At 71.3% G+C, this 15,132-nt stretch carries 11 protein-coding genes; 10 read left to right on the top strand and 1 reads right to left on the bottom strand.

The genetic code is table 11. The features are described from left to right. Positions 1-27 precede the first annotated feature (27 nt). The 7 genes from thrC to prfA all read left to right on the top strand — a co-directional run bounded on the left by thrC (position 28) and on the right by prfA (position 11,033). Positions 28-1,077, top strand: coding sequence for a threonine synthase (gene thrC, locus SALPAC2_RS0111470; RefSeq protein ID WP_018216799.1), 1,050 nt, complete (start codon positions 28-30; stop codon positions 1,075-1,077). 163 nt (positions 1,078-1,240) lie between these two features. Further along, the gene (locus SALPAC2_RS0111465) at positions 1,241-4,555 is read left to right on the top strand and encodes an efflux RND transporter permease subunit (RefSeq protein ID WP_018216798.1); all 3,315 of its coding nucleotides are present in this window, start codon (positions 1,241-1,243) and stop codon (positions 4,553-4,555) included. 113 nt (positions 4,556-4,668) lie between these two features. Then, positions 4,669-5,910, top strand: a complete 1,242-nt coding sequence (locus SALPAC2_RS0111460; RefSeq protein ID WP_018216797.1) for an MFS transporter — start codon at positions 4,669-4,671, stop codon at positions 5,908-5,910. 90 nt (positions 5,911-6,000) lie between these two features. Beyond that, on the top strand, positions 6,001-6,945 hold the full coding sequence (gene thrB / locus SALPAC2_RS0111455; protein ID WP_018216796.1) for a homoserine kinase: 945 nt from the start codon (positions 6,001-6,003) through the stop codon (positions 6,943-6,945). Positions 6,946-7,238: 293 nt separating this feature from the next. Further along, on the top strand, positions 7,239-9,299 hold the full coding sequence (rho, locus tag SALPAC2_RS0111450) for a transcription termination factor Rho (protein ID WP_080636908.1): 2,061 nt from the start codon (positions 7,239-7,241) through the stop codon (positions 9,297-9,299). A gap of 306 nt (positions 9,300-9,605) precedes the next feature. After that, positions 9,606-9,830: a 50S ribosomal protein L31 gene (rpmE, locus tag SALPAC2_RS0111440; protein WP_020608437.1), complete on the top strand. Its 225-nt coding sequence runs from the start codon at positions 9,606-9,608 to the stop codon at positions 9,828-9,830. A gap of 114 nt (positions 9,831-9,944) precedes the next feature. Beyond that, positions 9,945-11,033 (top strand): peptide chain release factor 1, encoded by a 1,089-nt coding sequence (gene prfA / locus SALPAC2_RS0111435; protein WP_018216793.1) that lies wholly within the window; start codon positions 9,945-9,947, stop codon positions 11,031-11,033. Between the two features lie 77 nt (positions 11,034-11,110). Here prfA and SALPAC2_RS0111430 read toward each other — a convergent pair whose 3' ends face one another. After that, entirely contained in the window at positions 11,111-12,661 is a 1,551-nt protein-coding gene (locus SALPAC2_RS0111430; protein WP_018216792.1) for a GGDEF domain-containing protein, read from the bottom strand. Positions 12,662-12,734: 73 nt separating this feature from the next. Here SALPAC2_RS0111430 and prmC point away from each other — a divergent pair, with 73 nt between their 5' ends. From prmC to SALPAC2_RS0111415, 3 genes are all read left to right on the top strand, one after another. After that, complete coding sequence (gene prmC, locus SALPAC2_RS0111425; protein WP_018216791.1) at positions 12,735-13,733, top strand: peptide chain release factor N(5)-glutamine methyltransferase; 999 nt, start codon at positions 12,735-12,737, stop codon at positions 13,731-13,733. A 108-nt stretch (positions 13,734-13,841) separates the two neighbouring features. Beyond that, positions 13,842-14,486, top strand: a complete 645-nt coding sequence (locus SALPAC2_RS0111420) for an L-threonylcarbamoyladenylate synthase (protein WP_026184640.1) — start codon at positions 13,842-13,844, stop codon at positions 14,484-14,486. Continuing rightward, complete coding sequence (locus tag SALPAC2_RS0111415) at positions 14,487-15,101, top strand: arsenate reductase/protein-tyrosine-phosphatase family protein (protein WP_026184639.1); 615 nt, start codon at positions 14,487-14,489, stop codon at positions 15,099-15,101. The last annotated feature ends 31 nt before the right edge of the window (positions 15,102-15,132 follow it).

The following is a 15,132-nucleotide window of genomic DNA, read 5'->3' as shown; positions in this document are numbered from 1 at the left end:
CAGTCGGGTGGAGGCGGAGGAGACGACATGTGGCGGGGTCTTATCGACGCGTACCGAGAGCGGCTGCCGGTCACGGCGACCACCCCGGTCGTCACCCTGCACGAGGGGAACACCCCACTGCTGCCGGCGCCGGTGCTGTCGGCGCGGACCGGGTGCGAGGTCTTTCTGAAGGTCGAGGGGGCCAACCCGACCGGCTCCTTCAAGGACCGGGGAATGACCGTCGCGGTCTCCAAAGCGGTCGAGGCCGACAACAAGGTGATCATCTGCGCCTCGACCGGTAACACCAGCGCATCGGCCGCGGCCTACGCGGCGCGAGCTGGCCTGACCTGCGCGGTGCTGGTGCCACAGGGAAAGATCGCGCTGGGCAAGCTCGCCCAGGCGTTGGTGCACGGTGCCCGGCTGCTCCAGGTCAGTGGCAACTTCGACGACTGCCTGTCGTTGGCCGCCAAGCTCGCTCAGGACTACCCGGTCGCGCTGGTGAACTCGGTGAACATCGACCGGCTACACGGCCAGAAGACCGCCGCCTTCGAGATCGTCGAGGCGCTTGGCGCGGCACCGGACATTCACTGCATGCCGGTCGGCAACGCCGGGAACATCTCCGCCTACTGGCTCGGCTACTCGGAGGAACAGGCCGCCGGAAATATCACCCGGACCCCGAAGCTGTACGGCTTCCAGGCCGCTGGTGCGGCGCCGATCGTCACCGGGCAGGCGGTGCGCGAACCCGCCACGATCGCCACCGCGATCCGGATCGGCAATCCGGCGAGCTGGCCGAGAGCGCTGGATGCCCGGGACGCCTCGGGCGGTCTGATCGCCGCGGTCACCGACCGGGAGATCCTGACCGCGTACCGGCTGCTCGCTCGCGATGTCGGGGTCTTCGTCGAGCTGGGCAGCGCCGCGAGTGTCGCGGGGCTGCTCCAGCAGGCCGCCGCGGGTACGGTGCCGCCGGGTTCCACGATCGTCTGCACGGTCACCGGTCATGGCCTGAAAGACCCGGAGTGGGCGATATCGACCGCCCCCGCGCCGATGACCATCGCCAATGATCCGCTGGCCGCGGCCCGTTCGCTCGATCTGGCCTGAAGGCCGCGACGGGCTCGTTCGCGGTGCCGGCGAACGAACCCGCGGGCGTTGCTGATTGAACTCGCGGGCCGCAACGGGTGAACCCCGTCGCGCCGGTGCCGGACCAGTACGGGACACTCGACTCACCCGCACCCAATTCCCGCATCAGGAGTGAGCCCAGCCGATGTCGCTGCTCGCCAGATTCAGTCTTGCCAATCGAGGGCTGATTGCCCTTGTCGCGGTGGTCGCCACGGTGTTCGGAGCGTTCGCCGTACCGTCGCTGAAGCAGCAACTCCTACCGTCGATGGAGTTCCCGGCCGCCTTCATCGTGGCGGCCCATCCCGGCGCCGGTCCGGAGGCTGTTGAGTCGCAGGTAACCGTGCCCATTGAGAACAGCCTCCAGGGCGTCACCGGGCTGGAGAAGATCACCTCGACCTCCCGCGAGGGGTCGGCGACCATCCAGGTCGAGTACGAGTTCGGTACCGATGTGGACGATGCGGTCAACCAGCTGCAGGGCGCGGTCAACCGGGTTCCCGGGCTGCCGGACGGGGTTGAGCCGCAGGTCATCGCCGGCGGCACGGATGACCTGCCGGCGGTGGTGCTCGCCGCCTCCGGTGGGGCGGACCAGCGTGCGCTCGGCGAGCAGCTGCGCAGTACGGTCCTGCCGGAACTGGCCGCGATCGAGGGTGTGCGTACGGTCGACCTGACGGGCACCCCCGACGAGGTGCTGGCGATTACCACGGATGTGGCGAAGCTCACGCAGGCCGGCATTCGGCCCGACGCCTTCGCCCGGGCGCTGCAGGCCAACGGCGTCGCTATCCCGGCCGGCGCGGTTGTCGACGGTCAACGAACGCTCCCGGTGCAGGTCGGCACCCCGCTGGGCACCCTCGACGAGCTGCGCGACATCATCCTCACCGTGGCGCCGGCCGACCCGGTGCGCCTCGGCGACGTGGCGACGGTCGAGGAGCAGCCCACGCCGGTCACCGCGATCACGCGTACCAACGGCCAAGACAGCCTGGGCATCGCCGTGACCGCGACGCCGGACGGGAACGCGGTGGAGATCTCCCAGGAGATCCGGGACCGGCTCGCGGAGCTGCGCACCGCCTCCGGCGCCGAGCTGACCGTCGTCTTCGACCAGGCCCCCTTCGTCGAAAAGTCGATCAAGGGTCTCGCCACCAAGGGGCTGATCGGCCTCGTGATGGCCGCCCTGGTGATCCTGGTCTTCCTGTTCTCGGTGCGCTCCACCGTCGTTACCGCGGTCTCGATCCCGTTGTCGGTGGTGGTCGCGCTGATCGCGCTCTGGATCGGCGACTACTCGCTCAACCTGCTCACCCTCGGCGCGTTGACCATCGCCGTCGGCCGCGTCGTCGACGACTCGATCGTGGTGCTGGAGAACATCAAACGGCATCTCGAGTACGGCGAGTCCAAGCAGGAGGCCATCCGTACCGCGGTCCGGGAGGTGGCCGGGGCGGTGACCGCCTCCACCCTCACCACGGTCGCCGTCTTCGCCCCGATCGCACTGGTCGGTGGATTCATCGGGCAGCTCTTCGCGCCATTCGCGATCACCGTCACGGTGGCACTGCTCGCCTCGCTGCTGGTGTCACTGACCCTCATTCCGGTGCTGGCGTACTGGTTCCTCCAGCCGGCCGGTCAGACGGCGGGCGAGGCGGCGGTGCGTCAGGCCGCGGAGGAGAAGGAGCTGCGTAACCCGCTGCAGCGCGCGTACCTGCCGGTCATCGGCTTCGCCACCCGAGCACGGTCGACCCGGTGGATCACCCTCGGCCTCGGCGTCCTGGTCCTCTTCGGCACGTTCGGCCTCTCCCGCCAGCTGGAGACGAACTTCCTCGACGACTCCGGCCAGGACACGATGACCATCACCCAGGAACTGCCGGCGGGCACCGGGCTGGCGGGCACGGATGCGGCGGCCCGACAGGTGGAGGAGGTCCTGGCCGGGACCGAGGGCATCGAGACCTATCAGGTCACGGCCGGTGCGGGGGGTAACCCGTGGGCCGGTGCCGGTGGCAACAGCGTGGCGACCTGGTCGCTCACCCTCACGGATACCGACGCCGAGCAGACGCGTGCTGTCCTGCGCGAGAAGTTCGATGAGTTCGGTGCCGAGGCGGGTGAGTTCCGGTTCGGGGCCGGGCAGGGTGGAGCCGCCGGGAATCAGCTCGAGGTGGTCGTGCAGGCCGCCGATCCGGCGATCCGTTCCCAGGCCATTGACGAGGCGTTGGCGGCGATGACGGGGCTGCCCGGCGTCGAGGACGTGACCACCAGCGTGGCGACCCAGGTCGGGCAGATCGAGGTCAAGGTTGATCGGGCGAAGGCCGCGGCGGCCGGGCTCACCGAGGCGGGTGTCGGGCAGCTCGTCGCGCAGGCATTCCGGGGCGCCCCGCTGGGGCAGCTGACGATCGAGGGCCAGCAGCGGGACGTGGTCCTGCAGACCGGCCAACCGCCGCTGTCGCCCGAGGAGTTGCGGGCGCTGCCGGTCGGCGCGGTCCCGCTGGGCGCCATCGCTGAGGTCAGTGAGGTTCTCGGCCCCCAGCAGATCACCCGGATCGACGGTGAGCGCAGCGTCTCGGTGACCGGCACGGCCACCGGCTCCGACCTCGGCGCGACCAGCCAGGAGCTGCAGGAACGGCTGGACGCGATCGACGTCCCCGGGGCCACCTTCGTCATCGGTGGCGTCAGCGCGGACCAGGAGGAAGCCTTCGCCGATCTGGGGCTGGCGGTGCTCGCCGCGATCGCGATCGTCTTCCTGATCATGGTTGTGACGTTCCGTAGCCTGACTCAGGCGCTGATCCTGCTGGTCTCCGTGCCGTTCGCGGCGACCGGCGCGATCGGGCTGCTACTGGCTACCGGCACCCCCCTGGGCGTGCCGGCGTTGATCGGTGTTCTCATGCTGGTCGGCATCGTGGTGACCAACGCGATCGTCCTGCTCGACCTGGTCAACCAGTACCGGGCGCAGGGCCTGGGGGCCCGGGAGGCGGTTGTCGAGGGCGGCCGGCGGCGGCTGCGCCCGATTCTGATGACCGCGGTCGCGACCATCTTCGCGCTGCTGCCGATGGCCCTCGGCCTCACCGGCGAGGGCGGCTTCATCTCGGAGCCCCTGGCGATCGTGGTGATCGGTGGTCTGCTCAGCTCGACCTTGCTCACCCTGGTGCTGGTTCCGACCCTGTACGTGATGGTGGAGCACGCCAAGGAGTCGATCCGGGACTGGCGGGCCGGTCGGCGGGGGCCGCGGGCCGGGGCGGATGCCGCGGTCGGCACGCCCGCCTCAGCCGAGCCGGCGGCCACCGGGCCCGGTGCGGCCTCCGCCGCGGTCGGCGGTCCCGGTGCGGCGGAGTCGGCGGGTTCGGGCGGTGGCGCCGACACCGGCACCGCCGGCGAGGTGTCCGACCAACCGACACCCTCGCCGGCGCTGGTTGAGGGAACTGACCAGTTCGAGGTGCTGCGACTGCCCAGAAGCCGTACCTCGCCGCTTCCGCCAGCGGAGTAACTACGCGGCTCGCGGACGCCCTCGACGGCTGGTCGAGGGCGTCCGCGCCGTTTCCGGGCCCTGCTGTCCGCACGATGACCAAAGCGCGGCATCGCGGTGGATAGGGTTCGGTGATGCCGTCCGTCCTCTCGGTTCTGCGTCGTAACCGGAGCTTCCGCAAACTGCTCCTGGCCGAGCTGATGGTCTTCGGCGTGGACTGGTTCGTCATGGTTCCGTTGCTGGTGCTCCTGCCGGCGTTGACCGGCAGCGGCGTGTGGGGTGCGCTGCTGCTGGCCATGGACACCGGCGTCGTGGCGCTGCTGCTGCCGTACACCGGGGCGGTGGCGGACCGGTTCGACCGGCGCCGGATCATGATCGGGGCCAACCTCGCCGCGCTGGTCGGCGTCCTGCTGCTCCTCGGGGTACGCGATGCCGGCACCGCCTGGCTGGCCTTGGTGGGGATCGGGGTGGTGGCGGTAGCCAAGGCGTTCTACTCGCCGGCGGCGCAGGCTGCTCTGCCGAACGTGCTGGACCGGGACGAGTTGGCGGCGGGTAACGCGGTCGCGGGTTCGGCGTGGGGCACGATGACGATTGTCGGGGCGTCGCTGGGCGGGGTGCTGAGCAGCGCCACCGGACCGTACGTCGCCTTCTGGGTGGCGGCCGGCGGTCTGGTCCTGGCGGCGATCCTGGCCGCGCTGATCCGCCGGCCGTTGCAGGCCCCCCGAGAGCAGGATCGGCCGGCACAGCAGACCTGGGCGGCGGTCCGGGAAGCGCTTGGCTACATCGGCCACCGGCCCCGGGTGCTGGCCTTGGTCACGGTGAAGTCGGCAGTCGGTCTCGGTAACGGTGTGTTGACGGTTTTTCCCTTGCTGGCAGCGACCTATGGGGCCGGCCCGATCGGCGCCGGTCTGCTCTTCGCGGTCCGTGGGGCGGGAGCTCTGGTCGGTCCGATCCTGATGCGACGGGTCCTGGGTAACCGGGCCTGGCTGCTGCCGGGCCTGGCGCTGTCCATGTCGCTGTACGGGCTGGCCTACCTGGGCACCTCGGCGGTGAACTGGTTCCCGCTGGTGCTCGTGTTGGTCTTTGTGGCGCACTTCGCTGGGGGCAGTAACTGGGTCATGTCCAACTATGCCCTCCAGGGTGAGGTCCCGGACCGGTTACGTGGGCGGGTTTTCGCCACCGACATGATGCTGGCGACGCTCGCCATCTCGGTGAGCCAGCTGGTGGTGGCGTCGGTGATTGACGTGGTGGACGAACGGGTGGTGCTGGCCGGTGGTGGTCTCGTCACCCTGGTCTACGCGATCGGCTGGCGGGTGGCGACCCGCCACCTCTCGCTGACCGAGCCGGTCGCCGAGCCGGAGTCGGCTCAGCGTTGACCGGCCGCGGGTTCTCCGCCCATTATCTCCCCGACAGCCGGGCCGGGGGCGGTGGTTCGAAACGTCGGTACGCGGTCCTAGCATGAGCGCGTGTCGACCAATTTCTTGCCCGGCCCGGTCCGGGTGCGAGTCGCTGCCACCAGCGCCAATCTGGGGCCGGGGTTCGACGCCGTCGGGCTCGCCCTTGGACTCTATGACGATGTCTGCGCCGAGGTCACCGCTGGCGGTGTCACGGTGCGGGTGCTCGGCGAGGGCGCCGGTGAACTGCCCAGCGACGAGCGGCACCTCGTGGTGGGCGCGATGCGGGCCACCTTTGCCGAGTGTGGCGGCCAGCCGGCGGGGCTGGCGGTGGAGTGCGTCAACCGGATCCCCCAGGCGCGTGGCCTCGGCTCGTCCTCGGCGGCGATCGTCGCCGGGGTGCTGCTGGCCCGGGCCCTGCTGCCCGACGGGCAGCAGCGGCTGGACGATGCGGCCGTGCTCCGTCTCGCGGCCCGGCTCGAGGGCCATCCGGACAATGTGGCGCCCTGCCTGCTGGGTGGGTTCACCGTCGCCTGGACCGAGTCGGAGGGAGCTCGGGCGGTGTCGCTTCCGGTCGCCGTCGGGGTCCGGCCGACGGTGTTCGTGCCGACGGAGCGGGGGCTCACCGCCGCCGCGCGGGCCGCCCTGCCGGCTACCGTGCCGCACCAGGACGCGGCGCACAACGCGGGCCGGGCCGCCCTGCTGGTCCATGCCCTCAGCGTCGCGCCGGAGCTGTTGCTGCCGGCCACGGTTGACCGGTTGCACCAGGATTATCGGGCCGAGAGCATGCCGGCGACGGCCGCGTTGGTCGCCGAACTCCGCGCGGCGGATGTGCCAGCGGTGGTCTCCGGGGCCGGCCCGACTGTGCTGGCGCTGCGTGATCCCCCCGCCGACCTGGTAACGGGGCCAGACTGGCAGGTTTGGTCGTTGCCGGTAGAGGTGCACGGCGCCCGGGTGGGACGGGGTAGACTGGGACACGCGGAGCGGGATCCTGTTGCCGCAGGTCGGAAGAGTTGATTACGCTCTAGACTTAGCACAGCCGCGAAGCACGCGATCTTCCTGCGGGTCGGCGCACCCCCGAAGCTATCGGCGGTCTGCCCGTCACCCCTGCCTAGAAACGCCGCACCGCAGTGCGCACCGGTCGCGGCAGACGGCGAGCCCGTCCTCATCACCTCGGTGAGTCGGGAAGGCTACCGGCTGCTGTGCCACCATCTCCCGCGACGCGTCCATGCGAGGCGGGTGCACCGAGGCCGCCCGGCCACCTGTATGTCGATTCCGGGCAGTCCCGGCCTATCGAGGGAAGGATTCCATTGAGCGACACCACCGACGTGACGTCGGATGTTTCCAACGTCGCTGGCGATGCCACGACCGCTGCTCCCACCCGTCGTCGGCGTAGCGGCACAGGTCTGTCGGCGATGCTGCTGCCGGAGCTTCAGAGCTTGGCCGCGTCGCTCGGCATCTCGGGCACGGCCCGCATGCGCAAGGGTGAGCTGATCAGCGCGATCACCGAGCGTCAGAGTGGCGGGGCAGCCACCGGAACCCCTCGACCGCGGGCCGAGGTTGCGGCTGCTGCGGCCCCCGCCCGGGGGGAGGTCCACGCGGAGGTTCGGGAGTCGGGCGAGCGGCCGGAGGCCGAGTCGCGTCCCGCCGAGTCGTCAACAACCACGCCGACCACCGGCCGCGCTCGTGGCCGACGTGGCCGGGCGGCCAGCGAGGCCGGTGAGGCCCGCGCTGAGACGCGACCGGAGGGGACCGAGGCCGGCGAACGCCGGGAGCGCGGTGAGGGTCGCGGCGGCCGGGACCGTGCTGAGCGCGGCGAGCGTGCTGAGCGCGGCGAGCGCGGCGAGCGTGGTGACCGCGGCGAGCGTGGTGACCGTGGCGAGCGTGCTGAGCGCGGTGACCGTGGCGAGCGTGCTGAGCGCGGCGAGCGCGGCGAGCGTGGTGACCGCGGCGAGCGTGGTGACCGTGGCGAGCGTGCTGAGCGCGGTGACCGTGGCGAGCGTGCTGAGCGCGGTGACCGTGGCGAGCGTGGCGACCGTGTTGAGCGCGGCGAGCGTGGTGACCGTGCTGAGCGCGGCGAGCGGGGCGACCGGAACGACCGGGGTCAGCGTGACAACGACGGCGAGGAGGAGAACGAGGGCGGCGGTCGGCGTGGCCGGCGCAGCCGCTTCCGGGACCGTCGGCGCGGCCGTGGTGACCGGGACGGCGATGGCGGCCGGGAGCCTCAGGTTAGCGAGGACGACGTCCTGGTCCCGGTGGCCGGCATCATCGACGTGCTCGACAATTACGCTTTCGTCCGGACCACCGGTTATCTGGCCGGCCCGAACGATGTTTACGTCTCTATGTCCCAGATCAAGCGGTACGGTCTGCGGCGCGGTGACGCGATTACCGGTGCCGTCCGCGCGACGCGGGAGGGCGAGCAGCGGCGGGACAAGTACAACCCGCTGGTCCGGCTGGACACCATCAACGGGATGGAGCCGGAGGAGGCGAAGCGCCGGCCGGAGTTCTACCGACTCACCCCGCTCTACCCGCAGGAGCGGCTGCGGCTGGAGAGCGAGCCGCACATCCTCACCACGCGGGTGATCGACCTGGTGATGCCCATCGGCAAGGGCCAGCGGGCACTCATCGTTTCGCCACCCAAGGCCGGTAAGACGATGGTGTTGCAGGCGATCGCGAACGCGATCACCCACAACAACCCGGAGTGCCACCTGATGGTGGTGTTGGTGGACGAGCGCCCAGAAGAGGTCACCGACATGCAGCGGTCGGTGAAGGGTGAGGTCGTCGCGGCGACCTTCGACCGTCCGCCGCAGGACCACACCACCGTCGCCGAGCTGGCGATCGAGCGGGCGAAGCGGCTGGTCGAGCTGGGCCACGACGTGGTCGTGCTGCTGGACTCGGTGACGCGGCTCGGCCGGTCGTACAACCTGGCGGCGCCGGCCAGCGGCCGGATCATGTCGGGTGGTATCGACTCCACCGCGTTGTATCCGCCCAAGCGGTTCCTGGGTGCGGCCCGCAATATCGAAAACGGCGGTTCGCTGACCATCCTCGCCACCGCGCTGGTGGAGACCGGTTCGACGGCGGACACGGTCATCTTCGAGGAGTTCAAGGGCACCGGCAACGCGGAGTTGAAGCTGGACCGGAAGATCGCCGACAAGCGGACCTTCCCGGCCATCGACATCCACCCGTCCGGCACGCGTAAGGAGGAGATCCTGCTCGCACCGGAGGAGCTGGCCATCGTCCACAAGCTCCGGAAGGTGCTGCACGCGCTGGACTCACAGGCCGCGCTGGATCTGTTGCTGGACCGGCTCAAGCAGTCCCGGACCAACATCGAGTTCCTGATGCAGATCGCGAAGTCGACGCCCGGGGAGTGAGCCCCGGTCGGCCCGGGGCACGGCCGCGTGGGTCGTGCCCCGGCGCCGGGTAACAGCGGCGACACCGCGGCGGACCGTCCGTGCGCCTGGAGCGGAGGCGCCCGGGCGAATGCTCGGCGGCGGATCGGGGAATGCGGTGGTACGGGCCGACGTTTACGCTGCCAGTGCTGTGGCACGGCCCGCCTGCCAAGCCGACGTGACCCCGTGGCAGACTGGTTCGTCGGCCACCGGTTCCGGTTCACGCCCATCCGTCGTACACCTGCGGCCGGGCGACCCGGCGACCACCAACGAGAGGACCGAGGCGACATGAAGCCCAACATCCACCCGGAGTACGCGACCACGGAGGTCGCCTGCTCCTGCGGTAACACCTTCACCACCCGCAGCACCGCCAAGGGCGGTTCCATCCACGTGGAGACGTGCAGCGCCTGCCACCCGTTCTACACCGGTAAGCAGCGCGTTCTGGACACCGCCGGCCGGGTGGCCAAGTTCCAGCAGAAGTACGCCAAGGTTCAGGCCAAGAAGGGCAAGTAACGCCCCGGTCGGCGCCCGTGTCCGGTTTTTTGCCGGGCGCGGGCGTCGTCCGTATTCCGCCCCGGCGGCCCGGGGCATCGCCGTCCAGCGCCGTTGTCGAAGGAGTAGCTGTCCATGAGTAGCGAGCGTCTGGCCACCCTCCTCGACGAGTACGCGGAGCTGGAACGGCGGCTGGCCGACCCGGCTATTCACGCCGACCAGAACGCGGCTCGCCGAGTGGGCCGTCGGTACGCGGAGCTGGTGCCGCTGCACAAGGCCGCCACCGAGCTGGCGCAGGCCCGAGCCGACCTGACGGCGGCGAAGGAGCTGGCCGCCGAGGAGCCGGCCTTCGCCGCCGAGGCCGAGGCGATCGCGGCGACCCTGCCGGCGCTGGAGGAGTGCCTCGCCGAGCTGCTGATCCCGCGGGACCCGCACGACGCCAAGGACGTCATCGTCGAGATCAAGGCGGGGGAGGGGGGCGAGGAGTCGGCGCTCTTCGCCGGCGACCTGCTGCGGATGTACACCCGGTATGCCGAGCGCTGTGGCTGGCTGGTCGAGGTGATCGACGCGCAGGACTCCGACCTAGGCGGGGTGAAGGACGTTTCACTCGCCATCAAGTGCAAGGGAGTGCCGGAGGGCGGCAACGGGGTGTGGTCCCGGCTCAAGTGGGAGGGCGGGGTGCACCGGGTGCAGCGGGTGCCGGTCACCGAGTCGCAGGGACGCATCCACACCAGCGCCGCCGGCGTACTGGTGCTGCCGGAGGCCGAGGAGATCGACGTGACGATCGACCCGAACGAGCTTCGGATCGACGTGTTTCGCTCCTCTGGTCCCGGTGGTCAATCGGTGAACACCACCGACTCCGCGGTCCGGATCACCCACCTGCCGACCGGCATCGTCGTCTCCTGCCAGAACGAGAAGTCCCAGTTGCAGAATCGCGAGCAGGCGATGCGGATCCTGCGGGCCCGACTCCTGGCGGTGGCGCAGGAGCAGGCCGACGCCGCCGCTTCCGACGCGCGTAAGGCACAGGTCCGGACGGTGGACCGCTCGGAGCGGATCCGCACCTACAACTTCCCGCAGAACCGGATCACCGACCACCGGATCGGCTACACCGCGTACAACCTGGACCTGGCTCTCGCCGGAGAATTGGACGGCGTGCTGGCGGCGCTCGCCGAGGCCGACCGGGCGGCCCGGCTGGCCGGCAACGTGGAGTTGGGGCGCCGCTGACCCGCCCGGCCCGGGCAAGCGCCCCGCCCGCCCCGGGCAGCGCCCCGCGGACGGTACGCGGGCCCGCTCGGTGGCTGTCAGGAGGCGCGGGGGCGGGTCTTGGCGCGCAGCATCTCCCGGTCGGCGGTCTCGAAGGCGACGCTCAGTGCGTCCGGTAGGTCGGTGCCGGTGGCGGCCACCTCGGCGAAGCCGATGCTGACCCCGACCGGGGTGCCGGGCACGAGCGATTCCCAGTCCTCGGTCCGCACGGCGGACTTGATCCGGCGCGCCACCTCCTGGGCCTCGGCCATGTCCGTACCGGGTAGCACCACGACGAACTCGTCGCCGCCGTAGCGGGCTACGAAGTCGTCTCGCCGCATCACCCGGTTGACCACTCCGGCGATGCGCTGCAGGACCAGGTCGCCGGAGTGGTGTCCGTGGTAGGTGTTCACCGCCTTGAACCCGTCCAGGTCGCAGACGCCGATCACCACCCGTTCCCCCTGGGCCATCACGGCGGCGATGTGCCGTTCCAGCCGGCGTCGGTTGGGTAGCCCGGTCAGCGGGTCGGTCAGCGCCTCTCCCTCGAAGCGGGCGGCCTCGCGGCGCATCTCCTCGTGGTCGATGCGAGCGGCGATTCCGTCGATGTAGACGTCCCGAAGTCGATCGTTGCGTTGCGCGGCGAGCCGGAACGCCCGCCGGTCGACCCGATGGGCGGCGACGTGCTCACCGGCCCGGCCCAGCGCGATGCTGCGGAGCCGATCGGGTTCGGCCGCGCCCAGGGTCTCGGTGGAGACCTGCACGGTGTCCAGTCGGCTGACCGCCTCGATCGGGCGGTCGGCCGCGATGGCCAGGCAGACCCCGCCGAGTTGGCGCATGTCCCGCGCCCGGGCACTGTCGCCGCCGTGGCCCAGCAGTCGGGCCGGAGCGGCGTCCGTTCCCACCTCCAACCGGTCACCCAGGGCGGCCTGCCGCGCTGCGGCGTAGCCGTACGCGGCGAGGCTGCTGGGGCGGAGCCGTCCGGCCTGTCCGGCTTGCAGGAACTGCCTCAGGTCGCTGCCGATGTCGCGGAGGACCCGCAGGCAGCCGTCGCTGTCGCCGGTGTGGTCCAGCGCGACGGCGTTGCGCAGTCGGATGCCGGGGGCGGCGAAGGTCTCCGCCGGGATGCCGGCGGCGAGCCCGAGCTGTCGTGCCCGCTCGATCGCACCCAGCGCGTATCCGTGGAAGCTGAGGTAGGAGTAGGCCATCGCGAGGTCGTGCCAGCCCCAGGCGGTGTCCCGGTCGGGGTCGCTGACGGCGCCCAGCGCGCGAGCGGCCCGTACCAGGTGCATGACACACCGGTCCAGCGCGCCCTGGTGGTGGGCGGCGAGCGCGGCGAGCGCGTGGAGGTGCCCGTGCGGGTACGGCTCGGCGAGGTCCCGGACGGCGGTGGTGGCCTCCTCGATGGCCCGGGTGTACTCCGCGGTCCGGCCCAGGTTGACCACCGCGGAAAGGCGTTGTACCAGGGCGTCGGCCCGGGCGTATCGGTCGTCGGTGGTGGCGAGCACCTCCGAGAGGATGCGGTACGCCTCGGCGGAGCGGCTCGATTCCTGCAACCCGCGTGCCCGGGTCAGGGTGTCAACCTGGTCGCTGACTTGGTCCAGCCAACCCACCCGCGACCTCCTGTCTGTGTGCGTCTGACCGCACCGGCTCGTGGTTGGTTGCGTGACGCTTCATGATTATGGCGTGAGCTTTTTGGCGCAACAGCCGTCCGAAGGGACGAACCGGGAGCGACCCACGCGGGCGGTCGTCCGGGCCGCCCGGGTGCTGGCCGATGCCGGGGTGGAGGGATCCCGGGGTGAGGCGGAGGTGCTGGCCGCGTACGTCCTGGGGGTACCGCGGGGACGGCTGGCGTTGGCCGACGGGCTGAGCCTGGAACAGCGTCGCCGGTTCGACGCGTTGGTGGCGCGCCGCGCCGGCCGGGAACCGTTGCAGCACCTCACCGGCAGCGCCCCCTTTCGGCATCTCGACCTGGCGGTCGGGCCGGGCGTCTTTGTGCCTCGCCCGGAGACGGAGCTACTCGCCGGGTGGGGTGTTGAGCAGGCACGCCGGGAGGCGGCGCCGCTGGTTGTGGACTTGTGCAGCGGCTCCGGGGCGATCGCCCTGGCGGTGGCGCAGGAGGTACCGGCGGCCCGGGTGGTCGCGGTGGAGCGTTCCCCGGCGGCGCTGTCGTGGCTGCGGCGCAACGCGGCCAGCCGGGCCGCTGCCGGCGATCGGCCGGTTGAGGTGGTGGTTGCCGATGTCGCGGCGCCGGAACTGCTCGACGACCTTCTGGGCCGGGTGGATGTGTTGCTGTGCAACCCGCCGTACGTGCCGGCGGACGTGGTGGTGCCGCCGGAGGTCGGCCGGCACGATCCGGCGTCTGCGGTCTTCGCCGGCGCGGACGGGTTGGCCGTGATCCGGCCGGTGGTGTCCCGGGCCGCGCTGTTGCTGCGGCCCGGGGGCCGGCTCGGGATCGAACACGACGACACGCAGGGTGCGGCGGTGCCCGGGCTGCTGGCCGGGGATGGCCGGTACGACTCGATCGCCGAGCACGCCGACCTCGCCGGCCGCCCCCGATTCGCTACCGCGGCCCGGCGTCGGGAGGCCGGGGGCCCGCGAGGGTCCGGTGGGGACGGCGGTGACCCGCGAGGGCCCGGCGGTGACGGCGGGAACCCGCCCGAGCCCGGCGGCGTTGGCGGCTAGGCCGGTGAACTCGCCCACCTCCGGGGTAGGGGTGGAGCGCGTGTCTCCCGCCACCCCGGTATGGCCGGCACACCGCCCGGACGCGGGCGTGGCAGACTGCTGCTCGTGATGCTCTACGACTGCCGGTCGCCCGTCGACCGGGACCGCGGCATCGCGGCAGCCATCAAGGCGATCCGCGACGGCGAGTTGGTCGTCCTGCCGACCGACACGGTCTATGGGATCGGGGCGGACGCGTTCGCTCCGCACGCGGTCAAGGCCCTGCTCGACGCCAAGGGCGGTCAGCCGGTGCCGCCACCGGTGCTGATCGGTTCCCGGCACACCCTGGACGGGCTGGTCTTCTCGTTGCCCAGTGCGGCCCGGGACCTGGTGGCGGCCTTCTGGCCGGGTGCGCTGACCATCGTGGTCGAGCACTCGCCCAGTCTGCGCTGGGATCTGGGGGAGACCGCGGGCCGGGTCGCGGTGCGGATGCCGTTGCATCCGGTCGCGCTGGAGGTCCTCCGGGAGACCGGCCCGATGGCGGTGGCGTCGGCGAATACGGCTGGGCTGCCCGCGGCGACCACCGCGGAGGCGGCCCGTGGACAGCTCGCCTACTCGGTGCGCACGTACCTGGAGGCGGGTCCGGCGGTTGATCCGGTGCCGAGCACGATCGTGGACCTGACCGGGCCGGTGCCCCAGCTGCTCCGGGCCGGTGCGATCGAGCTGGACCGGCTGCGGGATGTGGTGCCGGAAATCGACTCGAACCGGGTGGCCTGAGTGCCACCGTTTACCGTTCTCCACGTCTGTATGGGCAATATCTGTCGCTCGCCGATGGCGGAGCGGCTGCTGGTCCTGGCTGTCCAGGAGCAGCTGGCCCGGCGCGGCGATGCCGTACCGGGGCGCGCCGACGAGCTGCTGCACAGTCACAGCGCCGGCACCGGCGGCTGGCACGCCGGTGAGGAGATGAACCCGCCAGCGGCCCGACAGGTGACTGGGCGGGGCGGTGGCACCGATGGTTTCGCGGCCCGCAAGCTGCGTTCGGAGCACATCGACGGCGCTGACCTGGTGCTCACCGCGACCGCCGACCAGCAGGAGTTCGTGTCGGTGTTGCGGCCGGACGCGGTTTCCCGCACCTTCGTGCTGGGTGAGTTCGGCCGTCTGCTGCCCGTGGTGGACCTGGCTGGTCTGCCGGCGGCCGGAGCGAACCCGGCTGCCGTCTACGCGCGGGGTGTGGCGCTGGTGGAGGCGATCGACGCCGTTCGGGCTGGGGCCGAGCCACTGCCCACCGATGACCTGGACGACCCGTGGGGCCGGGGCGACCAGTGTTTCGGCCGGGTCGCGGACGAGGTGGAGGCGACGGTGCGTCCGTTGACGGCGGCGTTGTTGCCGTAACCCACCCGGGTTACTCGCCGAGGAACGAGAC

The sequence above is a fragment of the Salinispora vitiensis genome, assembly GCF_000378825.1.
GTDB classification, from domain to species: Bacteria; Actinomycetota; Actinomycetes; order Mycobacteriales; family Micromonosporaceae; genus Micromonospora; species Micromonospora vitiensis.
Note: the sequence above shows the minus strand (reverse complement) of the source record. Positions and strands in the feature narration are given on the sequence as shown.